20 protein-coding genes are annotated in these 23,910 nt (G+C 42.1%); all 20 read right to left on the bottom strand.

Annotated features, from left to right (window positions below):
• Positions 1–15: 15 nt before the first annotated feature.
• The 20 genes from J7E78_RS09635 to J7E78_RS09540 all read right to left on the bottom strand — a co-directional run bounded on the left by J7E78_RS09635 (position 16) and on the right by J7E78_RS09540 (position 23,853).
• Positions 16–819 (bottom strand): sigma-70 family RNA polymerase sigma factor, encoded by an 804-nt coding sequence (locus J7E78_RS09635; RefSeq protein WP_215075973.1) that lies wholly within the window; start codon positions 817–819, stop codon positions 16–18.
• Between the two features lie 66 nt (positions 820–885).
• Positions 886–1,587: a lytic transglycosylase domain-containing protein gene (locus tag J7E78_RS09630; protein WP_215075972.1), complete on the bottom strand. Its 702-nt coding sequence runs from the start codon at positions 1,585–1,587 to the stop codon at positions 886–888.
• Between the two features lie 63 nt (positions 1,588–1,650).
• On the bottom strand, positions 1,651–1,866 hold the full coding sequence (locus J7E78_RS09625) for a hypothetical protein (protein WP_215075971.1): 216 nt from the start codon (positions 1,864–1,866) through the stop codon (positions 1,651–1,653).
• Positions 1,863–2,237, bottom strand: coding sequence for a hypothetical protein (locus J7E78_RS09620; RefSeq protein ID WP_215075970.1), 375 nt, complete (start codon positions 2,235–2,237; stop codon positions 1,863–1,865). Before J7E78_RS09620 ends, J7E78_RS09625 begins: the two co-directional genes overlap by 4 nt.
• 78 nt (positions 2,238–2,315) lie before the next feature.
• Positions 2,316–2,702 carry a hypothetical protein gene (locus J7E78_RS09615; protein WP_215075969.1) on the bottom strand — a complete coding sequence of 129 codons (387 nt, stop codon included), beginning with the start codon at positions 2,700–2,702 and terminating at the stop codon, positions 2,316–2,318.
• 135 nt (positions 2,703–2,837) lie between these two features.
• Complete coding sequence (locus J7E78_RS09610; protein WP_127550955.1) at positions 2,838–3,404, bottom strand: sigma-70 family RNA polymerase sigma factor; 567 nt, start codon at positions 3,402–3,404, stop codon at positions 2,838–2,840.
• 597 nt (positions 3,405–4,001) lie between these two features.
• Positions 4,002–4,418, bottom strand: a complete 417-nt coding sequence (locus tag J7E78_RS09605; protein ID WP_127550957.1) for a Na-translocating system protein MpsC family protein — start codon at positions 4,416–4,418, stop codon at positions 4,002–4,004.
• 234 nt (positions 4,419–4,652) lie between these two features.
• Positions 4,653–4,850: a hypothetical protein gene (locus J7E78_RS09600; RefSeq protein WP_215075968.1), complete on the bottom strand. Its 198-nt coding sequence runs from the start codon at positions 4,848–4,850 to the stop codon at positions 4,653–4,655.
• A complete protein-coding gene (locus J7E78_RS09595) occupies positions 4,819–5,142 on the bottom strand; it encodes a hypothetical protein (RefSeq protein ID WP_215075967.1) in 324 nt (107 codons plus the stop codon). Before J7E78_RS09595 ends, J7E78_RS09600 begins: the two co-directional genes overlap by 32 nt.
• Before the next feature lie 144 nt (positions 5,143–5,286).
• Complete coding sequence (locus J7E78_RS09590) at positions 5,287–6,201, bottom strand: hypothetical protein (RefSeq protein WP_215075966.1); 915 nt, start codon at positions 6,199–6,201, stop codon at positions 5,287–5,289.
• Between the two features lie 15 nt (positions 6,202–6,216).
• The gene (locus J7E78_RS09585) at positions 6,217–6,612 is read right to left on the bottom strand and encodes a hypothetical protein (RefSeq protein ID WP_036672279.1); all 396 of its coding nucleotides are present in this window, start codon (positions 6,610–6,612) and stop codon (positions 6,217–6,219) included.
• Complete coding sequence (locus tag J7E78_RS09580; RefSeq protein WP_215075965.1) at positions 6,609–7,169, bottom strand: hypothetical protein; 561 nt, start codon at positions 7,167–7,169, stop codon at positions 6,609–6,611. The genes J7E78_RS09585 and J7E78_RS09580 overlap by 4 nt, the downstream gene beginning before the upstream one ends.
• Before the next feature lie 13 nt (positions 7,170–7,182).
• Positions 7,183–7,974 (bottom strand): hypothetical protein, encoded by a 792-nt coding sequence (locus J7E78_RS09575; RefSeq protein ID WP_215075964.1) that lies wholly within the window; start codon positions 7,972–7,974, stop codon positions 7,183–7,185.
• A 16-nt stretch (positions 7,975–7,990) separates the two neighbouring features.
• Entirely contained in the window at positions 7,991–8,944 is a 954-nt protein-coding gene (locus J7E78_RS09570; RefSeq protein ID WP_215075963.1) for a hypothetical protein, read from the bottom strand.
• Positions 8,945–8,947: 3 nt separating this feature from the next.
• Positions 8,948–10,030 (bottom strand): hypothetical protein, encoded by a 1,083-nt coding sequence (locus J7E78_RS09565; RefSeq protein WP_215075962.1) that lies wholly within the window; start codon positions 10,028–10,030, stop codon positions 8,948–8,950.
• A gap of 13 nt (positions 10,031–10,043) precedes the next feature.
• Positions 10,044–10,376, bottom strand: coding sequence for a hypothetical protein (locus tag J7E78_RS09560; protein WP_215075961.1), 333 nt, complete (start codon positions 10,374–10,376; stop codon positions 10,044–10,046).
• A gap of 22 nt (positions 10,377–10,398) precedes the next feature.
• Positions 10,399–12,165: a hypothetical protein gene (locus J7E78_RS09555; protein WP_215075960.1), complete on the bottom strand. Its 1,767-nt coding sequence runs from the start codon at positions 12,163–12,165 to the stop codon at positions 10,399–10,401.
• Positions 12,166–12,224: 59 nt separating this feature from the next.
• Entirely contained in the window at positions 12,225–13,358 is a 1,134-nt protein-coding gene (locus tag J7E78_RS09550; RefSeq protein ID WP_215075959.1) for a hypothetical protein, read from the bottom strand.
• Between the two features lie 16 nt (positions 13,359–13,374).
• The gene (locus J7E78_RS09545; RefSeq protein WP_215075958.1) at positions 13,375–18,009 is read right to left on the bottom strand and encodes a hypothetical protein; all 4,635 of its coding nucleotides are present in this window, start codon (positions 18,007–18,009) and stop codon (positions 13,375–13,377) included.
• A 45-nt stretch (positions 18,010–18,054) separates the two neighbouring features.
• Complete coding sequence (locus J7E78_RS09540; RefSeq protein WP_215075957.1) at positions 18,055–23,853, bottom strand: hypothetical protein; 5,799 nt, start codon at positions 23,851–23,853, stop codon at positions 18,055–18,057.
• Positions 23,854–23,910 lie beyond the last annotated feature (57 nt).

The raw sequence follows: 23,910 nt of genomic DNA, 5'->3' as shown, positions 1-23,910 counted from the left end.
GGGTTGAGACGACGATCATGCCTGATCCTTTTTATTCAGCATTTTAGCTACTTTTCGCATAATTCTAGAGACTCTCATCTGGCTAATGTCTTCCATATCTGCGGTCTGAGTTTGATTAAATCCTTCTACACGATACTTCAGTACAGTCATTTCTTTCTCACTAAGCTTGCGCTTGACCGAATCAATAACCGCATCAACGTATAACTTGTCCAGAATACCTTCTTCAATGTTCTCCCCACTATAGATGGTATCCATCAATGTCACGGATTGAGTTTGTTGATCATCAGCACCTACAGGCTCATCCAGGTACTTCACCCCTTTACCCACTTGGAGTGCTTTGTTGATCTTCTCTTCTTCCTCATCCAGTAACAATGCGATTTCATGTGGTGGTGGCAGGTAGCCCATATCGTGTTCAAGTCGATTGATTCGGTTGATTAATTCCGTAGCTGTGCGAGTTGGACGAATAATGCTTGCACTATCTCTTAGAAAACATCGGATTTCTCTGACAATCGCAGTGACAGCAAACGAACTAAATTTCACGCCACGTCCCATATCAAATGCCCTAATCGCTTTAATGAATCCCAGACGGCCCAGTTGGAGAATATCATCCTTCTCTACACAATGATTCTTAATAATCATTTCGGGCTTTCCAATGTACTTATGAACGGAATGCCAAATCAGGTTCTCATTGACCAGAATACAATCCCCGAGGAAATGTTCATCGAGCTTACAACGTTCAATATTTTCTAGGTCATCCATTGTGTAATGCTTCTTATCTACCTGCAAATTCGTACTAATATGTTCTGGAAATTTTCCCATTTGGATCTCCCTATGTAAAATTGATAAACGATATTGTAGTATTAAAAATCTATTGTTAACTGATGTTTATTGACCTTTTTTGATTATTCCAAGCATCTTGTTATGATGTTCCTTCACTTGATTGTAGTACCATGGACGAGCCTTTCCCTTAGCTACATTGCCTTCTCCCTGATTGTACGCAATGGTTGCTGTACGAAGATTTCCATCGTACTTATCCATAAGATATTTCAAGTATATAATGCTTGTCCTGATATTTGTTTCAGGCTGATGTAGCTCCTGTTTGCTAACTCCCAACGATTTCGCTGTGCTTGGAAGAATCTGAAGTAAACCAATCGCTCCATGGGATGATACACTTTCCTCTAACATCCGGCTCTCTTGCCACATCATAGCCAGAATCCAGACGGAATCGATATCCGTATCCTTCGTATATTGGCCTACCCACTTCACATACTTCAGCAGTTTTGCCCGGCTCACTGTTTTCTCATGATGGAGCTCTATATACTGCTCAAGCATATCCGTCATTTGTATGTGCGCAGCAGCAACAGATTTAACTTGTTTCTGTTGTTTCTGTTGTTTCTCTTGTTTTTCTTGCTTCGTTGGCTTTACTTGCTGTATCCGCTCTTCTTGTGTTACTTCCTTCAATATCTTCGAGTCAAGCGCTTCTTCGTCAACGCGTTTGTAATTTCCTGATGCCGATAGACTCCCGTATTGCGAAGCTAATACCACCACCGCAATAATAATACCTATTACTCTTTCTAAAATGAGCAACAGATTCGCCCACCTCCTTACTGAAAGCCTCTATATTATAGAAGGAATAATCTCATACATAAGTTAGGATTGGTCTTGTTCACTTGGCTGATATACGATGATTGCTGCAAATTCCAACGTGCTGCTGGATGGATCAACGGTGGAGGTAAACTCCAGTCCGGTAACGAACGTGTGTGGTTTGGATAACATCCATGCGTTGATTAATTCTTCCACACCTGCAGCGCTAGCTGACACAAACGTTTTTACAGCTAAATCAGAGGCGTAGTTTAACACCTTCATTGCTCTTCACCAGATGAGTCTTGTTCCTCTTCCTTTTTCTCTTCAATGAGTTGATTAAACTCCTCTTCGGTCAGTTCATGAATCTCCAATTCGTAAGCACTTGTCAGAATGTATCCCATACCATCCGTTAAATGAACGTTATAAAATGTTTGTAGTTCTTCATGAAAGGTACCCTCTTCGTAGTTGAATCCAATAACGGCTTTTTCGTAACCAGCTACACTACCAGCAAACCAAACGTTGGCTTTCGTTGTTGCGCCGGTTGGCGTCTGGATTTCATGCATATTGGTCGGCGCGTGGATATACTTTCCAATCATACTGGCTACGATTTCTTCCGTTAATTTATCATCTTTTGCTTTGATCATATGTGTCATCGAATTATTCCTCCATTAGTTAAAGTCTAGCGAATATTGTTACCCTTACATTCTCTATACGTATTATCGGAGCGGCAGTTAAATTGGAGCCGCAGATGAAGTATTGGTACCGCTGCTTAGGATCATATAGTTCGTCCGCATATGGTGTACAGCCACGCTCAGATCAGCCACTCGTTTGGAGACAAAGTCTTCGATGACAGGCTCCAATGGCCTGAAACCCACACCCAAGATCGGTTTTTTTTGTATATAAGCATGATGCATGATCACAATATCAGTAGATGTCAAATGATCCATATCCAGATTAACCAAGACAGCATCAGCCTGTACCACTACTTTCTCAATGATCAAGGCATACTCCCTGTTGCTTAAATCAGAAGCTGTCGAAGAATCATGACTTGCCCAAGCGATATCCGAATACCCCTCTAGACGTTCCACAGAAAATCCTAAAACCACCACACTAAGCATCCTTGTTCCGCCTTTCTTTCTGTACTAATCTCTCTATACGACATAAAAAAGCACCCAGTTAAGGGTGCTCTCTCTGTTCTATGTAGGTTACTGATCTATCTTCATCAAACTTAGGCTATTAATTGCCACTTATGACTACAATGCTTCGTATTTCTCACGAATCGCTTTCCATAACTGGGATATACGTGCCTTGGATACACCTAGCATTCCTGCAATCTCTACAAATTCATACCCCGAAGTCCGAAGCTTAAAGATTTGTTTCTCACGTTCGTTCAGCCTCATATTTTCCATAATATCTGTTACAAACTCAAAATTCTCATAAGCAAACCCAGCATGACCAAGCGCTAAGGCGATATCTGAGCCTTCCGATTCATCCCCACCACCCTGATCCGTACACATGATCTGTACAGCGTTAACCACACTGAGATTTTTCTCAGACATGCACTTGCGGTACATGTCCTTGATTTTATTTTCGATAAGATGATCAACAAACGTCGACATTTTGGCTTTTTCTGCATCATACTTATCCAGGGAGTTAACTAATTTGATCATAATCTCCTGGGTCACATCTTCTTTCTCCATCCCGGCAAACGTTTTACCTCTAAGCTTGTGACGACACTTCTCCTGAGCTTTATTCAGGAACATGTCTATATCCCCAATCTCAAATAAATCATCAAAACCCATAGCAGTTGTAGCAGACATTATACATTTCCCCCATTAACTATTTAATTATTAGTAGTTCGTATTCTTTCTTCACAATCTAGTCGCTATCCAGCATGATCTTACTCTATATTCCCGCTATTGCTCCCGAAATCTCATATACCTTATGTAGTCTTATTTACACAGAATTGAAGCTAATAAGCCTAATTACATACAAACGATCAAGAAATCTCCCTTTGATCCGCCTCCCCATTCCCATCCTATTACATTCAGAATAACAAATACGAACTAATGTTCGCAACATTTATTTATTTCGTTCGCTTATATGCCTTTTACTGACTATATACGAAGTATACGGTGAAAGGTAAAGCAGCATTTTTACAAACAAAAAGACCAACACAGAGCGCACCACTGGAAAATACCAAAATGGTGGAATGTGTCGGTCTTGGTCTGACATCTATTTCGTCCCAATTACCGAAGATATGGCCTTCAAGTTCTTTAACAAGGTTATAGGCTTCGTCAAGATTATTACTCTATTCAATCGCCATAAGGGTAGTATAAGGAAATATGTAGGATATTGTCAACAAAAAAATCAGTTCCTAAGAACCAGTCCAGTATTCAAACGTTATTTCATAGGCCTTAAGGCATGTTTATCTCATCATTTTTCAGCAGCACTTCAACATCCTTGTTCATCTTGAAGACTGTAATCTGCTCTGCAAAATCATGACCAAAAAATGTTGTTTCGATGTCTTCGATCTTCAGACCCATGTTAATATAGGAGAAAACGGGGTTGAAATCTTCTCTCATCCTATGTGCTAGCTTCATCTTGTATTCGGCGAAAATTTGACTTGAGTGTGATTGCATATGTTCCAGCATGAATGCTTCAGGCTTGGTGAATTTTGCTGTAAACTTTAAGATGATAAAATGATTCATGATAGAGACTCTGGTATCTACCGGCCCGCGTTCAGTAAAATCTTTTCTTATTCTAGATGCCAACTTTGCGAGCTCTCTTTCCAAGTCTTTTATCTCAATGTCCCATCCCTCCTTGCCAATCATCCTGACCCCTTCTACTGCCCCTGAACATATGAATTCAACCTAGTTTAATCAAAACTGCTTGTACAAGACAAGTTTCAATGGATGCATTAAATCAAGTCACTATCAACTTTTCATGAAAAAGGAATAGACCCCAGAACTAGGCTTGGGGTATATCACTTTATTAACTATATTTTATAATTATTCAAATAAATTAGCAGTTAGTGCTGAAAAGCTAACATTAGTTAGCTTAAACGCTTAATTTATCATTTCATTGGTGAGCTCTATTTTGAGCATGCTAAACGCAACCAGGTTCAAAACGACATTAGCACCATAGTCTCTTTCGATCAAATCGAACGCTTCTTCCGTTGCTCCAACCAGATCCTCCTTATCGGAGGTCATCTCGGTAGTGACAATTTCCTCATCATTCAGTGCAAAGGTCAGCCTGTACAGCATCTGCATTCCCCTCCTTAGAGGTCAATTCAATATTTCGCACATCGGTAAGATCAATGATATGAACCACATCGTCTGTATCTTCCAACGTGATTGATTTCCCCTCGTTCTTGTGTTTGGTGAAAAGTCGGCGATATTCTTGCTTAACCTCATCCGCAGTTAACGGGATCTCACGTACGACCTTATCCGAATCTTTCTCTTTCTGTTGTAATCTAGGATTATCTTCCATCCAGTTCACCGTCTTTTTCTTCCCACTTCCCTTGAAATAGAAATGAGCAGTAAGTTCAATATTCATCGTACACTACCTCCCGGAATAATTACGTTCTCATACTACTTTCTCTATACGCCTTGATCAGCTAATTGTTAATGCAGATGTAGGATACACAAACTATTTCGTTGTTAAAAGAAAAAAAAGGACAGCATATGCTATCCTTCCGTATTAGTATTTCTTAACCGCTATACGATTGCCGTATGAGTCATGTATATATTGGAAGTTAGTTTGAACAGGTGTTGTTCCCAACCTGGTGATGGACTTGGCCACCAATCTTCCCTCATCATCATACTGATAGATGACATCAACCAAAGTAGGAAGCTGCACGAAGTCCAGACCATCATATCGATATATCTCACCAATCGAAATGACCAAGAAGGAATCATCCTGTGCATAACCTTCTGGAGAAGCCGGCATGGTAAGTACAGGTTCTCTAACCAGCTGCTCGGTGTAGTTGTCTGTAACGACTTGTCGAATAACTCTTCCCTGCATGTCAAAAGCAAAATATGTAACTACATCCGTATAATCTACCAAATCACTGATCGATTCCCACGGATCAATGACATTCAGGCGTTTTCGTTCACCCCAGGTCATGCTCACATGTGTTTCTCCATCGCTGATCATATCGGCACTGTGTGTGTCAGGATGTGTGTAATGATTGGCCTCAAGCTCGATGTTGGACAACTTTTCACGTTCGTTCAGAGTCATGATAACGTTATGACTTCCATCTGTTAACATATCAGCACTGTGTGTATCCGGATGGCTATAGATCACCGTTTTGGTACCATTAAGATTAATCGTTCCATTCTCAGGATGGTTCGAAACTCGATCACCACCCACCTTTACATATTTCCCACCGCTGTATGTATAGGTCGTTGATTCATTTTGATTGCTTGAGTCTTGGCGTACCAGATATAATCTTCCTGCTTCACCTACGGTTGGAAGTTCTGTTTTCAGTCTGACCGAGACCACGTTTCCTACTGACACTGCGTCCAGTCTGCCATCAAGGGAGGCATAAGAATCCCTGGCTTGTTTAACTTCACGTTCTACTTTGGCAGCTTTGCTGTATGAAACAATATCCATGTGGTGGTCCTCCTTTCACCTTGTAGTCAAACCAACGACCTCAATATCGAAGTTGGCCACATCTGTACCCAGATTTTTTAACGACAAGTGAAGTGTTGAAGTCCCATCTACGTCCTCATATGGCAAATCGATCATATCGTAAATCCCTTCCATAAAATTTCCCGTCGAGTATTGGGCATTGTTGAAATAGAGAACCTCTGGATGTGGACCTGCACTGTTCAAAACATGAACTTCCACATTCGTCTCTCTGGACGGAATGACCCTAATCGTTTTGATCATGAATCGAGGATGTTCCATGGGAATATCAATCATTGCCTTCGCCCCACCGCCAACATACTCTACTCTTTGGGCAAACGATACCGGCAATAGCACTTTTCTCATCTCCTCCATCAGTTTCCATGTCCTGTTCAAGAGCCTTCCCTCCTTCTAGGAATATGTGTATCCGGATACCGTCGTGGACGAAGATGACTGTCAGATGTGTTGCCACTTCCGGTGTAGGACCAATCCCCCCACGTTTTCCCCACTAACCCAGCCTGTTGGACAGGAATCTTGACCTTAATACACCAATCGAGCCCCGCATAATTTTGTTTCACTTTGAGGCCTCTTATGGTATCACGAATTAAACCTACTCCACTGGACTGGGTCAAAAATTTATGCTTTAGTATCATATTTTTTTCATCAGGAACTCCCACTCTGGTTCGTGGCCCATAAATATATTTATCCGTAACGTATCCAATCAATTGATCATTATGGTTGTCCAGCATCCTCCATGTACCCCAACGGTAGATGTCAATTAATTCAGCCGTAGTGGATAACGTTCCTAATGAATAGACTATTTCCTTACCTTCAATGGTTACTGGAACAACATCAAGATCGTATCCAATGCCATGGAGAACTGCCGCCTTACTCTGGGTATAGAGAGAACCGCTCTCGGCGGTCCCTACAACTTTCCCTTGATGTATAGCCATGTCCATCACCACCTTAATTCATCAGGACAGCAACCGTAGCTCCTGATAAGAAGCTCTGTCCACCAATTGACAGCGAGTATACCTTATATGTTTTAGTGCCCACTTTGATCTCATCTCCATGGGAAACTCCGGCAGAAGGTACCGCATAGATATCAATAAGCTCGCCTCTAGGACCTTCCACACCATTACACATAATAACCGGAGCAAGATGATAAAGAGACCCCCACCCTGGATTAACAGGAAGCATGGCAGAGTAGGCATCATAAATGTTATTCACCATCTGTTTATCTTTATCACGCAACGTCCGGATACCATTATCCCCATTGTAGCTGAGGCCAACACTCAAACTCGAGGAATCTGTCTCTGTGGCATACCTGTTCAGAATTCCGAAGTAACCCAAATTGGATATACCGGTAACCGAGTTCACATCCCCCTGCAAATACATAATAATCCGGTTTGGTTGTACTGAAACTTGGTAATCGATTAATAGATTCGTATCAACGGCACTCGTATGACATAGAAAGTCCTTTTTCACTTCGGCTCTGCCCAAAGGAATACTACCATCAGTTGCCATCACATCTTCAGCCACACTCACGGTCAATTTGTTTCCCGTAGTTTCCTTCGTGTTTCCAACCTCAAGTCTGAAAAACAGTTTATCTGAACCCGTTGTGCCCACCGATTTCAGCACGATCACACTCGCTGTCTCGTAAAAAATGGACCAGGGAGATCCCGCAATCGTTTTAAAACCTTGAACAATATTCGCGAATAATTCATTCATCTTAACTTTGCCTGTGAAATTAGCCATCCCTCATAAACACCTCCTATATTTGGAAAAGTAACGCTCTTTGCCCGCCACCAAGCAGTCTGGCACCATGGAAGAACTTCGGTCTTGAATACACAGGAGCCAGGTTCGAATTGTGGTAATAACGTCCATAGTCTGTATTCGGATAATCCTGATCTACCACATGAAACACGTAATACTTGCCATCATTGCCAAGATCCAGGATCGATCCATCGGGGTGCTGCGCACTGTTTTTAAAAACAATGGAACGCATACCCTTGAATTCACCCCTAGCTCCTTCAGATGGATGATAGACCATGAAAGGCGTAACATAGTATCTGGAACCCACACCTGGAGAAGGAATCGACTCAGTTCCAAAATTGTACAGTGCATACTCCGTTCCATTCCGTGAAGTCATCACGACACCTCTCGGTGTATCATATTGATCTGATGTGTTGTTATCCGAAGCGGATAAAGGCATATGTGGGAAAACCCCATAAAATTTATTGGCAATCGCCGGGTCTTCTTGCTCTAATGGCTGGCATTTACCAAGGAATATTCGTACCGGGTAAGCTCTTTCCGGATAGTTCAGACTCTCTCCGTGGATAAACAGGATATCCTCATTCGTAATTACAGACCATTTATAGTTCACATTGTACTGTCCGTTATGACACAAAAAGGGAGTTTCCAACATGAATTTATCCGTGTCTACTGGCGGATTGACGAATAGATCTGGTGATGCCACATTGCTTCCGAGGTTCTTCAGCCCCCAACGAATGTTGACTCCTCTTGCATGCGCCCATACACACATGGTAAAACGCATGGATGTATTTTTTTTATTGGTAAGCAGCGCATTTCCCCAGTTGGCATAGGTTGTTTCGGTCGTATGTATGGTATCCCAGTAAGGATCGAGTGCATCCTTCAAGGTGTTAACAAGCGTTGAAGTAAATAAGCTTAGCGTACTGGTAAACTCGTGTCTGCGAATCATAGTCACGCCCTACACCTCCTTCTCAATTTCGAAAAGCAACACCCGCTGTCCACCACCGAGGAGTAACGGTGAATCGAAGAAGTAGGGTTGACCTGCATACGCGGTACCGTTTGTTGCATAAAACTGCTGATTCGTAGCAGGATGAGCTTGGTCGAATGCATGGAAGACATAATATCTTTCATCGCCCAAATCTAAGATTGATCCATCGGGATACTTACTGGCATCCTTGAGTACCGCAGTTCTTATACCTTGAAATTCACCTCTGGCACCTTCTGTTTCATGCCAGACGTAAAATGGTGAGATGAAAAATCTCCCGCCTAAACCGGGTGAAGGTACTTGTGAACTCGTTGCAAAGTGATATAATGCATTTGGCGTTCCATTACGTGAAGAACGCATGTAACCGCGCCCTGTTCGATATTTAAGTTCATCATCGTTATCGATTAAACCGTGCGGAAAATGAGAGAAAATACCGACATTATCGTTAGCAATCAATGGATCCTCTTCTTCGAATGGTTTTACTCTTCCAAGATACATACGGAAAGGATATGCTAGATTTAAGTTTGTCTGAGGTTCACCAAAGAGAAATATATAGTTCTCTGTGATAAATAGACTCCACTTCCAGTAGATATTAACTGCGGTGTTTACACTACTATGAGAATAATTATAAACAGAAGCAGCATCCATCGTATGAAATGGAATTTCTGAAATAGATCCCAAGGTGGTATAAAGATCAGCTACTACGCTCGAACCATTATTTTTAAGACCCGTCCTTAGAACATAGTTCTTGGACATGGCTCCATAACTATTATTGTTATCATAGTTATATGAGGAAGAATTCATGCAAATTGTAAAGAACATACTTGGATCTTTTACATTCATGGCAGTAATTGTACCCATATTGGCTACCCCAATCTTGCCTGTGTTCCAAGACTTAGGTTGAGCATACGTATTAGTGTTACTATAAGACCACTCCCAGTGGACATCGCCATACAAATCCTGTGTTACTGTGTCGTACAGGGTCTTAATAAACGTTGAACAGTACGAGTAAAACTCATACCGACGCAGGGCACCTAATAAAATATTTTCAGCCAACTACCTCACCTCCTTAGGCACCAAATCGGATTTTCATTTCGTGAAAGATGTTCTCTTTAAGTACGGTTAACAGAATTGATTTCACCATGTCGCTTCTCTCTGTTATGAGATTCTCTTGATAAGACTGCTCTTTATCCTCAGCTCCATCCTCTGATTCCACACCACTACTAGCAGCCTCATAAATTTCAGGTAGCCCTCTGAGTGAAGGCAGAAACTTATGAGCCACATTATCAAACAGGATATTGCTTTCAAAAGCAAAGATCAGGATTTCAATTTCCTCTGTACTGAATGGCTCTAAGTGATTGCCCACTAATTTATCCATAATGGTATGTAGTGCAAACTTCACATCCTGCACGGTCCTCGTCACGTCAAATCACAACCTTTCTAATTTTCACTTGTTTGATGTTACCGCTAGCATCGTATTCAAATGCCTTCTGAACTCCCTGGCCGTCATAGATCAAGGTCTCAGTCTTAACGGTACCATCTACATTGTAAGTAAACGATGTTTTCTTCAATAGCTGTGGGGTCAAATCTACTGAGAACACTTCTTCTGACTCAATGTCACCATTTGAGAAGTAGTTATACACGACATCCAGCTCAAGTGTACTTCCTTCAAGAAAGACAAGTCTCCTCCGGATGTCCGTGTCATCGAAGGTAGCACCTCCTTGAAGCACATAATACTCTGCACCATTGTTGATTTCGCGCAGTACTTTACCCGTAATGTCACGCTGATACTCAATGGACTTGATCTGTCCGTTACTCTCGGTAACCTCCTGTCGTTCCAGATTTCCATCCGGGCTATAGAAGTGCTCAATGGTGCGGTTAATCCCTCCATCAATCTTCTCCGTATGTACTTTTCCATCTGGATAATAGGTATATTCGGTTACCGAAGTGGTGTTAATAATAGACCCACGACCAATGACCGTTACCCGAGCTTCCTTGGGCACATCAAAAGTAAACCGTATAAGCGTATCATTATATTCAATGTAATCGTCTCCTGCATCCATGCGTATTCCATCCAGAAATACCTCTGCGGAATTTGAACCGATCACATATCTGGGCACTTGAAAATCTCTAGTCGTCGACAACCTGTTGTTAGGAGCAGATGTGAAATGAAATACGGATTGATGCTCCATAGTTCCTCGACTCTCAGCGAGTTCAAGACGGCTCTGCATGTTGTCGAGTCTGTCTTTGAGAGCATCATAGACGACTCCGTTTTTATCTTCTCTTGAAACCACAAGTTCTTCAGCAGTTGCTTCCAATTGGGCTTCCATCGCTTTGATCGCCGCATGATGTGTAGCAATTGTTGTGGTTTGCTCACCAACGTTTTTTTCCAGATCATCTACACGAATTCCCAATGCAGACATATCATTTTCAATAGAACCCTTTGTTAAGAAATACCTGAAATCTAAAGCCGTGAGTGAAGTTGTTGGAGAAACTCCGACATCGAGTCCACCAATGAGCATGGCATCCTTGGGCTCTTTTTGATCTGAACTGTAAGAGTACTGCCCATTTTCATGAAGGAAAATATAATATGTCGTATTGGCTTCAATGTCTGGAATGCTGAATGTCTGGGTAAATTGATCCACAATAACCTTGTTGATACTGGCTCGTCCTGCATTAATCGTAACTTGAACACTGTTATTAGTATCTAGGTACGTGGGGTTGGTAACACTGAGATCCTGAATGGGTTGCTTCGCTACAACTTCAAGCGCTCTCTCCAACGTGTCAAATCGATGATCTATGGATGCCTCTGCTCCACGTGCTTCTTTCATTTCCGTCTCAGCCAGGCTCAATCTCTTCTCGTGGTCATCCTGACTTTTGGAAAGGGTGTTGACATCTGCTCTTGCCGTCAGAATATCCTGCTGAACATCATCCAATCGTGAGCTGTTTGAAGTAACCTTAGTCTCGACATCGCCTAGTCTCTGCTCATGATCTTTTACTGCATCTCGGCTATCGTGTGCAGATTCTTCTACGAGTGTGATTCGATCACCTAGACTAAGCGCAGTCCCTCTGGCTTCATCCAACTCTGCAAGATAGGAATCAATCTCATCATGCGTAAGGACCCCAGTATCACTTAATTCCTTATGACTCTTGGTGGATGATCTATGAGACTGGTTAATTCTTACTGACATTTGACCACCTCCATTCATGCCTTACATGATTTATACGTAATTACTCCAATATTATTAAGTCATATGTATGTCGAATACATCTGTAGCGAAAATTTGACTTGGGAAGCATACCTGTCTTGAGATTCTTCCCTATCCATTCGCAGCCAGAATGGATAGGACGCTCCTGGCAAAATAGTAAACGCGGTGATGGAGAAGCTGAAGGACCCAGGAATGCCTTCAACATCTGGCGCAATCTGCACTTTATCCGTCCCGCTTGTGAGCGCAAAGGTTACATTTTTAAAGTCTCCTGATATCATGGGGTTCTTGGCAAACATTCGAACTTCTTGTGCAGCAGAACCACCTGCGGTTAAATAGCCTAGAAACCTATCCGTGTTGGGATAAAGAAGCACATCGAAATCTTCTCCAGTTTCAGGATTCGATTCTTTGTAATATAAATCTGGTGTAACCTCAAAATACATGAGGTCTCCCTTGTATACCTTTATAGAATCCATCGCCTGAAACCGATTTCCATCCGGAAGCCTAATCCCGAAATTACCCTCAAACGGATATGGATATGGATCCATGTTAAAATGTACTACCGTTTCTTCAGATCGGCATACCCTGGACTCAAGCACAACACCATTCTGATCGATTAGATCAACCACAGTTCCTTTGGTTAGATTGTCTACGGCAATAGATGTTCCTTTGTTAATTCGAATATACTGAACATGCATGGGGTGATCCCCTTCACCCTTCAGATAGAGACCAATTTTAGGAGCTCCCACCAGTTCTACAGAACCAATAATGTTCCAAATCACCCCATCATCTGACCAATACGCCGTATAATAGTTGTAATCTCGAATCAAACGTATCCACGGGTATGTCTTCAGCAAAGGCGTTGGCAAGGACATATCCAAAAACTCTTCAATCTCCATGTAGTTATGTTCGTCTACAAACACGATAACTCCACCGTAACATCCCTCTGTATCGGGATTGTAACTGTTCTTCACATCCATGACGAATTGCTTCATATCTGTCAGAGGTTTATAGAACATATACAGCGGATCTTGACCATGTTTGAGTACCAGGCTGCCACTACCCGCTTCATAGCGAGTAGCATCGTTAGGGAGTACTTCCCATTTGGAATCCAGGTTGGAGCTTACGAACGCATCCTCATAAATCCTGCCTGACTCTTTCAACCTCACAACACCCATACAGAACCTCCTTTCTTTACGTGAATAGCCAGATGCGTTTACCGATCAAACACATCTTGGGCCTTGCTTTCCAAACTTCCAGCAAACATTTAATAAGTGCTTCAACACACTTATCTCCACCACCACCTTCGCAGTAAGGAATGATATAGACATCATCACATATCCAGTTGGTCAGCTCCATCCAGTCCAGATTAGCATATTCGTAACTACGCGTACCCACTTCCTGAAGTGAGGTGAACACCCATTTGAACTCATGTTTGCCTTTGGGCACTGGATGTGAAAATGTATAGTATCCACCCTCTTGGGTGAATGTTTTGATAAGCTCATCGTCAATGAAGAAGTCCAGTTGACAATCAAACGGCTCAGGCACCCATACCCATCGTTCGTAGGCTTTGAAGTCGTGCACCCGGAAGGTGGTCAGATATCGTTTTCCTGTCCAATCGCTGATTTGCCCCTTCTGATCTGTTGTAATCTCCACCTTATACTTGCTATATGGCTTGGGAGCCAGATCATTCAGTTCGAAGCCACGATACCCATCCCCGTAATACTTTTCATCCCATAACACTTTTCCGTCCTCACGTGTAATTTTTACGCGCATATTACTGTTATCGCAGCCGCCCATCCAGATCGGTTTATTATTCCAAACTTCAAAGTGAGTCACCTCAGCCCAGGATGGATCAACTTTGATAATATCATCAATATTCAGTTTCCCTCCCCAGATCATCGCTCCATCTCCCGGGCATCCTCTCTCGAATCGAACGCGAACCTCGTAATTTTTTTTCTGATTTGAGGTATTCTCGACTTCAACTGAAATGATTTGGTCATCTTCATTTGTTACTTCTTTTATTGGAAGTATTAATTGGCCATCCTCAAAAATTTCAATGACAATCTTTGTGCCAGAACACGCTCTGTTGTTATTCTTGTATAGACGAATAACATCTAGCCAAGCATGACTCCCACCATCTGGTGTTGTCGTGTCTGGTGGATTCGATGGCTCTTGGCCTGGGTGAGGAGAATTGCCTTCAGGGAACATGTTTCCACTTGCATCAATACAGTAGTTAGGCCATCTCTCGGAAAAACTACCTTCACTTAATGTAAATCCACCTGCATCAAGACCTGTCGCGTGGGTTGAGGTTTTATCTTTAATAAGTGTGTAAACCACTTTATATTTGTGCCCGGGTATTAATGAGTAAGGGCTGTTAATGTGATCGCTAACTTTTTGACCATTTTCAACGGATATTTTAATCGGATTAAATTTGTTTTTTTCGTCTGTTAAATCAAACCACTGCACATTCACATAAGTTGTTCGATCCACTAAGACTGGATTTAACAGTTTATTTTGATTCACACCATCAGGATCATCCGTGCGAACCACAAGGTCTTTTATGGCTGCATAATAGTAATTACCTTCTTTTCCTCTTTCACGCCCATTATAAGTATCAGTAAGACCTATAATTAATGTATATTTTCCAGGTTTCTCAACTGTAATTGGAATAGAAAACTTTTCTGCTTTTTTCCATTTTGTTTCATCAATACTTTTGCTATTATATCCTTTTTGATCTCCATAATTATCGTTACAATCAAGAATTGTTACCGCTTGACTTGCTTTATCTTTAGGATAATAAGCAACCCTAAGTCGCCCGGCTTGAATTGAATCTTGCAACAGGTAACACAAATATTTAAATTTAATATCAAATGATTCAACACAATAGAATTCAAAAGTTATCTTCTTGGTATCTGGACCAAATAAACTATATTCAGGACTTTGAGGGTTGTTTCCAGAAACATCCAATGAGTAATAGTCCACTGTACCATTTGATTTGTTAATAGTCTCAGCACGATCATATTGAGCACTCTTATTATTTAGTTCTCTTTTCACAAAGACTCTTCTCTTTGTTACTGGATAGACTGTCAACAATTCAGAGTAATTGAAACTTCCAATCTTAGGGGCAGTAAACGTACGAACAATTGTCGAATTTTGTTTAGTAACACCCAATGCGTACGCTTGACCAGAGGATGAGTAAACTTCACCTCTATTGATTGCATCAAACTTAGCAGCACGTGGCGAATGCCCTCCATATGATTTTTGTGCGTACTGGATGTTATTCGTTTTTGAATCTCCTGTGTAACACTTCACTCCATATGGATCTTTCGTTGTATCGCCTTGCTGATCAGTTCCCGTACCTGGTCCAGTAGAATCTTCCGAAACACCTTCTCCGTTACCTGGCGTATATTTTTTACCGTCACGGTATCTCCATCGGAATTGATGATTCCCCGAAGGTAGAGGATACATACAATTGGTCCCTTCTCTGTCATTCGACTGACTCCCTGTCCATACAGAGATACCATCAATTTGTAGTTCCAATTTTTCTCCCGGATCAAATTGCCCTCCATACTGCCAACAGATGTAACCAGCATTATCTAAATGAGCTTCAAAATCACATATAAAATCCTGATCATGCCCCTGTGCCCACATGACCCCATCACCGTTCACAATTTTTTTCCACACCCAATTTCCAGAGAACCTCAATGCTTCATGATACTTGCCTTCCTCATTAAACAATTCTTCAAAAACGTTAAAATCTCTTGTTACCCCCTTGTCTGGATCGTATGACGAGTCCATTGCTGGATAGATACGCATATGCTCTTGAATGCTAAACTTAGCTCCAGGATTTAACTCTGCATTATATCGAATGGTATCACCATTTTTTTCAGTTCTAGCACCTGCATCTGTTACATCCCATCCACGTGTCACATCAACGTACGAACCTAAATCAGTTACAGTTCGATATGTATTGCCAGTATTGTTCCCGTACGTGAATAATTTTTCTATGTTATCGATGAAAGGCTGCTCAGTGTAATAATCTCGAATACAGAATTGGATAATATTTAAACCTTCCTCTAGCGGAATTCGTATCTGCTCCCCCTGGCTATGCATCGTTGAATAGTATTCAAGCATGCCATTTACAGTCACCTCGAACGATTCCGTAGCTCGTAATTGATGAGAATAACTAAACAAAAACCAACCCTCTTCTTGCAAGTTCACTTCGGTTTGAGCAATCATATCCCCTTCTATAGGTTCATCCAGTCTTAATACATTTCCTGATCTTACCCATGGTGGGTTGCCCGACATCTGCCACTGATAATTTCTAATGCTTTGGCTATGGAGCGATGGTTCCCAATGATCAATTTCATACGTTGGACATATAACTTCAACTACACCTCTTAAATCTACAGTCGCCTCAGGACCTGTTATAATTTCGTATTCAATTTTGGCTTGATTAGCTGTTGTTTCGGAAAATTCCTCATTGAGATTCCACTCCATACCGTGTACAGATTGAGCGTGACTACCATGCCTGCTTTCTCCATGCTGAGTTCTGGATTCAAAAGTGTCATCAAAAAACAATTCATAATCTTTAGTTGGATAAGATTCTTTGTCTACTCCCATGTAGTAAGCAAAAGAAACTGTACCATCACATTCATTATCCAAATTCATTTTCATCGTCTTACTTCGCTCTTCATCTGTAATGAACTGAGCTTGAAAGTGGGCTTGTGCAATGCTTTGTGATGACTTTACATACCAATCACTATCACTTTGTTCCCCATCCAGATCAATATCCAGAGGCGCAGGCGGCTTGCGTGTATCCACAATCTCAACGACTTCAACATCCTTGATATAAATACCATTGTTCTGCCATACTTCGGGTCTCATTTTGCGGATTAACCAGTCGAACTTGTACATCTGTCCTGGTTGCAACGTAAATGCAGCTTCTTGCCATCCGCTATTCTCGCTCCATTCGCCCCCAACTTGCTGCCCATTAATATAGAACAGCATGCCATTACCGCGCTTGGCACTAGCCAGGTACTTGAACCTGATCTGTCCATAACGCTTCACACGCCAGTTAAATGTAATTTTGGATGAGTTGCCAATCTCCAGAAGCCCTAAATCCAGTTTTAAGATCATCTCTGATCCAGATTGTTCATTTCGGCCTACGGAGTGGACAGCTACCCATTCCTGATCCTCCGTCGATGATACATATCTGAAGAAATCAGGGAATTTATTCGAGAACGGGACGTCCTTTTTCATTGAAAAGAGCGGAATCTCATATACGGTTGCATCAAAATGATTAAAGTAATTCCCACTAAAATGATGGTAGTAGGGTGCCGGACAAACGGGCAATGATACACCATGATGACTACCGCCAGGCTTCTGAGCATTTTCAAGAATCTTGTGAATACAATCTTTAATCATCTGCAGTACTCGCTGATATTGTGTTTTATCTGGAGGCTGCTGTTGTTCTACCCACCATTCAATCCTGCGATACATATTCCACAGTGCTTCACGGCAGCGTACACTCGCATACCACGACTTATCTTTCAGATATTGCTCAATGATTTGATCAATACTATTTTCCAGTGCATCCAATTGAACCGTCTGCCATCGTCCTATCTGACCGTAGCCTGGATCACCCAGAATAGGATTATTTTCTTCGCCATGCCGGTCCGTTTCACTCCTCGGTGCATTGGGACTCTGCGGTAAATACGCAGGGTTATTGGGGTTGCCGTAACTTTCGTCCGCAATCTTCGCTCTCATATTCGCGAACAATACACCTTTCTGTGACTTGGAGAACAAACCAAATGTATGACCCATACCAATCACCTCCCAATCTCTCTATACGACAAAAAGAGCACCGAGTTAATCGGTGCCCGTCAGATCATATTGCAATTTCGAATCTGTGTAGATCTGGAGTTTATTTTTCATGACCGACACGGACAATGTATACCATTTTTCCTTCTCCCATTTAAAGGGTTGCATCGGAGAACCCACTGCAGTTGGATTGCCAGCAACGATTTTATATAGCTGCATCGGCGTTCTCATATCCAGACTGTTATCGCTATCTCCTCCGTGAACCATAAACATCCAATAATTATTTTCATCGAAGTATTTGAAAATAATTCCTGCGCCATTCCCATCCGTACTTGTATCCACCTTGAAATCAATGGAGAACTTATACGTCTCAGCCAGGAAATTATTGCGGTACCATCCACTGATGTCCTTTGTATCTGCCTTGGAATAAAACTTTCCAAGCAATGGATCCCGATCCCAATCGCCTTGACCGAATTTAGTCCAATCGTCTGACTGGGATAATTCCAGCGCATCCATATCCTTTGAATACGGATAGTACACATTAAACGGATCATTCGGATCATAGTCCTCTGGAACACCCAATCCCCCTTCCCAATCTTCAGGATCCATCCCTCGATCGAGCAGATCTTCCGAGTAATCGAATATGAGACCCTGTGCCATGGTATCCATCATTGGAATGTAAGCATCAGCGGATTCACGTTCAGCCACCGGATGATCATTCAGTGTGAAACTCTCACGCGGTTCCATCTTAGCTTCGTGATACATTTCCATAAGATGAGCTGTTCTCTCGGGAAGGAACGCGTGCAACTGTTCCAGATACTCTGCTCGTTTCTCAGGTCTTTCAGCGAAAATAAAACCTGTGATGACTTGAGAACAGCGTTCTTCAAATGAAGCCATGAGAGAATCAGGATCCTCAATTTCAGACAATCTGGCGTTCGCTATACCAGTCGGCAACTCTCTTGCTATACTGGATTCACGTTCCACAGTTATCCCTTCAAAATCATCTTCACTAAGATAACCCGGGTCTATTAACTTACTGCCAAAGCTCTCGCTGTCATTAACAATGTAACTTGTGTATGGAAGACTATTTCCGTAACTTAACTCCTCACTGGAGAAAGCAAACCTCTGGAGTGTGGTACCATATATCCCATCAAAATGCTCACCAGCTCGCTCACCCCCAACGCCACTTTCCATTTCATGTGAATGACCATATCGATCTATTTTCTCCGCTGCGAATTGCTCCCAATCCAGAGTCGTGCTTCTTAACAAGTTCATTCCAGAATCCAATTGATGGTTATAAGCGTCATAAGAACTTCTGGAGCTCATGAACGAATTATCTTCAATATGAACGTCTCTCGTTTTAAGGTAAGCATATTCGCTTTGGATCAGGTCTTGCTGTTTATATTGGAAGCCAACCAGTTCCATGTCCAAAATGGATTCATTAAATTCCTTGTTTCCGTAGAACATGTCCTGATCCAGCGATCCATTTCGCAGTTTCACTACATCATTGATCGTCTCATGGGTATGCGCCCATCTTTCAGCTTTTACCCCCAAAAGGTTGTCATGCAGGAATGCTGACCTATCCTCTTTATTTAACTCAAGCGTTTGGATCAAATCAGCTTCATTACCGTTTTTAAACGCATGAATTTGCTCATCAATAGTGGAATCTTTGGCATTTTTCAGACCATACATGTTCTCTTCCAAATATCCATATTGCGGTTTGTCAGCGAGAAGATTCTCTTCCATATTACCGTACTGGGGTTTGTCCGCTGAAAGTACAATCTCTGTTGCTCCATACTTCAAGTTTGTTCCACCAACAATCTCAACTGGAACATCACCGTATTTCAGATTCGTTCCGCCAACAATCTCTACAGGTATATCTCCATAACTGAGCCCCGTCCCACCCACGGATTCCACTGGAACATCAGCATATTTCAGATTTGTACCTCCTAGTGGTAGCGTGAGGTCAAGGTAACCATATTGCGGTTTATCCGCTATCAGTTGTTCTTCAAGTTTAGCAATCTTTTCAATCGTGCTATCAGTTGTCTCATGATGGTAAGCATCATGAATATGCTTGTAGCCAAGGATCACATCATGATCCAGTGCTGAATCCTTTTTACTCTTTATCGAATCATAGATCAGTTCGACCAAGTCAGTATCTCTGATAACTTTACCACCGTACCAACCCTCACCATGCAATTCACTCAAGCGTACCTTGACAACTTCACTCTCAATCTCATGGACTGATGCCTCTTTCACGATTCTTGTAGAATGGTTATCTTCAAGCATGAGAGATAATCTGTTCATGTTATCCGAAATGATTTCAACGTTCAATTGTCCTTTGCGCATGATTGAATGAGCCGTCAACATATCGTCAAGATTCGCAGATTTCATTACAGTAGTGGCTAGAGATATCTCATCTTGCACCGATCCATATCGATCTACCCTAATCGCTTCAGGTGTAATATTTACCAACGTGGATTCCCAAGCTTGCCGCATACCTTCGTTAAACTCAATATCCATCGCACCTTCTCTTGCCCACGATGAACCAAGCGTATATCCAATCTCAGCTACTCCATCTCGATATTTCGAGCTGCTTATGGAATAATCCTCGCTGAGCAGCGCAGATCTCCATTCCAAAGTCGCCAGTGAGTAATCTATATCAATAGCTGCCTGACGTGGTTCAATCATGCCAATAGAATAGCTCTCATTCAAATACAACTGTCTGATCTTGGCTGTTCCTATGGAGTACTCACCACTGATTAAACCTTCTCTTATTGGATTAGTAGCCATAAGTTGTTGTTCATACGAGTATCCCACACGAGTCTTTGACGTTCCAATAGCATATTCGCTGTTCAAAAGCATCTGGCGCAAGTTCGTGCCACCCATGGTGTATTCATCATCAATTATTCCATATCGATACCGGGAAACCCCGCCCATATTAAATTCGGTATGAATCACACTCTCACGGTTCATGTTGGAACTCACGATATGATGGTCGAGAGCCATTCCGTCCCGTTTATATTTTGCGCCTATCCCGTACTCATCAAAGGTTTGTCCTCTGCGTTCAACTTGACTTCCTTCATACGCTGGGTCATCCGGGAATAATCCCCCTCCAGGATTCAGGTAACCTAATGAATCTTCAAACTCAATAATAGCCGGTCTTGCATTAAAATCTGCGCCGTAAATGACTTCCGTAATTTCGCCATGCTGATCTTCCTTTACTTTCACTCCCTCGAAAACGTCTGTCTCTAGAGTAGAATTACGTCTGTTCAGTTCAGCCGATCGAGATTCATCCTCAAGTACTGTTATGCTCAAATCTTTGGATGCTTCTGCGAGTTCCGTCCCTATATCACCAAGCTGAGATTCCTTCGCACCTTCGAAATTGAAGGAAATGATGCCTGATCTACTTCCTTCTTTGTCAGCTGCTAAGATCCCACAATCGATTAACGCATCTACCCGCTCTCTAACCCCAGCCAAAAACGGTTCATCAAAATAAACCGAAGCGTCTGCATTATTCACAGCTTCCATCATCATTTCCAGAATGACTGCCGGGCTGTTCTCCAAGATCTCCCCTACGATAAATTCCTCGTCCAGATATCCAGGGTAGGCTTTATTCCCCAACCATCCTCCACCAACCAATTTGTCCAAAAGCTCATCCCGAATCATGGTTGGGCGACTACGATCTCGGATGGATTGAAGGATCGTTTCCAGATGTAGCTTTTTACGATCTCTATGTGATACAAGTGGTTTCTCAGTCAGATGTACATGCTTCTGTTCGTCGTTCTTTCCATACGAATTTAGCTTTTCGAGCATGGTAGAACGTAATAATTCTTTGTCAGCCAAATGGTCCTCAGACTCAGGTAACCACAAATCATGAGCCAAGGCTCTTTCTGCCGTTGTTGAACCAGCCGTATAACTTTCAAAGGATGCTTTTCTTTCTGCACCTTCTTCGCTGTTCGGGATGAACAAATTCCTTTTTTCTGTTTTTGCAGTATGGAACTTGTCCTCAATATAGCTATCGAACTTGCTTTCCCTTTCACCAAGTGAATGCTTGTTGAGTATTTCAAGAGCCTCTGCAGTCACTCGTTTGCCTAACCTACTTTCCCTCTCCACATACCCAGGAACCTTACTGATTCTTCTGCTCTCCTGCAAATCTCTGAAAACAAAACCGTGCTCCGAACTTTCACGATAAGCCTGTTCTGCATGACGGTCCACCTCACTATGAACCACATAAATCCGTTGTGCCTTAGGACGCTCATGCTCAATATACATTTTCTCCAAATAAACTCTTTGCCCCGTAGTCAGATCACCCATGACGTTCATATCTTCCGCTTGATCCCGAACAGCCCAAGGAAATTGCCTTTCCACATCCGTAATAGTCCCTATATCTCTGGATGCCAAAATGATACCGGATGCTGTAGTTGCTGGATGTTTGTCTATAATTCTGTGAGCTTGGAGCGGATGCCACAGGGTATCACTCGGACGAAAGACTAACGCATTTCGATGTTGGTCACGGCTGCTTTGACTGAGATCATCATGAAAGTAAAGTTGCTTGTTGACTTCTCGCGTACTTCTCATTTCGGTATGTAGAACAGTCGGATACTGACGAACCTTCAGTTTGGCAAGTACATTCTCGTGAGTTGTCATTTCATTCTTAATAACCCTCGTAGCATGATTCAGTTGTGAAAGAAACATATTCTCTTCGTTGTCTCTCATTGCTTGAACAATTTTGCCTGTAGTCGTTCCACCAAACGTTGTTGCTCGCACAGCTGTTCCCAGTGTATGCATGAGTGTCAATTGTGAAATGTTATCCACTCTTTGGGCTAACGGCAACGTCCGATCAAGGTGCATATACTTTATTTCCTGAAATCTACGAATATAAGCAGTCGACATATCAGAGAAAATGGATAATTGCTGATGATTATCTACCCTTTTCCCAATCATGGTAGCTTGTTCAGCAAATGTTTCTTTATGATCATCACGTAAACCTAACAGGTCCTGATATAGAATTTCCACATCTTGTTTGCTTACTTTCCGGGAATGGAGACTTCTCTCAAGTTCTGTACTTCTGAAGTGGTCTTGAATAGCTTCTAACAAAAATTCATTTTGTGTGGATCGTCCAATGATCTTCTCCACATTCTCGAAAACTTCTGCCACGTCCATATCTGGTTTATCGTTTCGAACAGAGTGTATCAATTGTTTAATCACCAGTTCAGAACTGCTATCTTGCTCTGCACTATCTGCATAATCCGCAATCATCCCAAATTCACTAACCCTGAAACTGATTTTTCCAGGCTCCAGCTTATCCAAGTTCTTCACAAAGTTACGAGTTAGACCCAAATTACGGACAATCTTCAGCTCTTTGTCGTTATCTACGCGCCAGCCCTCTGACACATCTTCATGAATGAATGAATCCTTTAATCCTCCGGGCCTGTGGCCTTCATCATGATGATCCATCTCCAAAGCTTCAATTAAAGCAGACCGCTGCATTTCAAACGAAAATTCCATGACATCACCTTGCTTGGTAGCTGAGCTCGATCCTTCCATGGAACTGTGTAAAAGTCCTTCTTTATCCTGTTCAGCATCACTTAGAACAATAAATCGTTCTTCTCCTTCCAGATCCTTGCGAATCGCTTCCACAAGTTGATGATTAAATCCATGAGAGATCGATCTTGCCATGTAAAAATCAAGCATCAGGACACTTGGATACCGGCTGTAAGGCATATATATAAATCGATAATCCTCAGGCCTGCTTCCTGTAGTTCCGACTGTAAACAGGTAACCGTACTGAGTTGTCGTGTAATCTATAACGGTGAAATCAAACTTATTGACTACTTGACTCACGTCACTGCCCCCTTCCAACTAAAAAAAGGGAACCCCTGAGTGGAGTCTCAGAAAGTT

This window comes from Paenibacillus polymyxa (genome assembly GCF_018614975.1).
Taxonomy (GTDB): Bacteria; Bacillota; Bacilli; order Paenibacillales; family Paenibacillaceae; genus Paenibacillus; species Paenibacillus polymyxa_E.
Note: the sequence above shows the minus strand (reverse complement) of the source record. Positions and strands in the feature narration are given on the sequence as shown.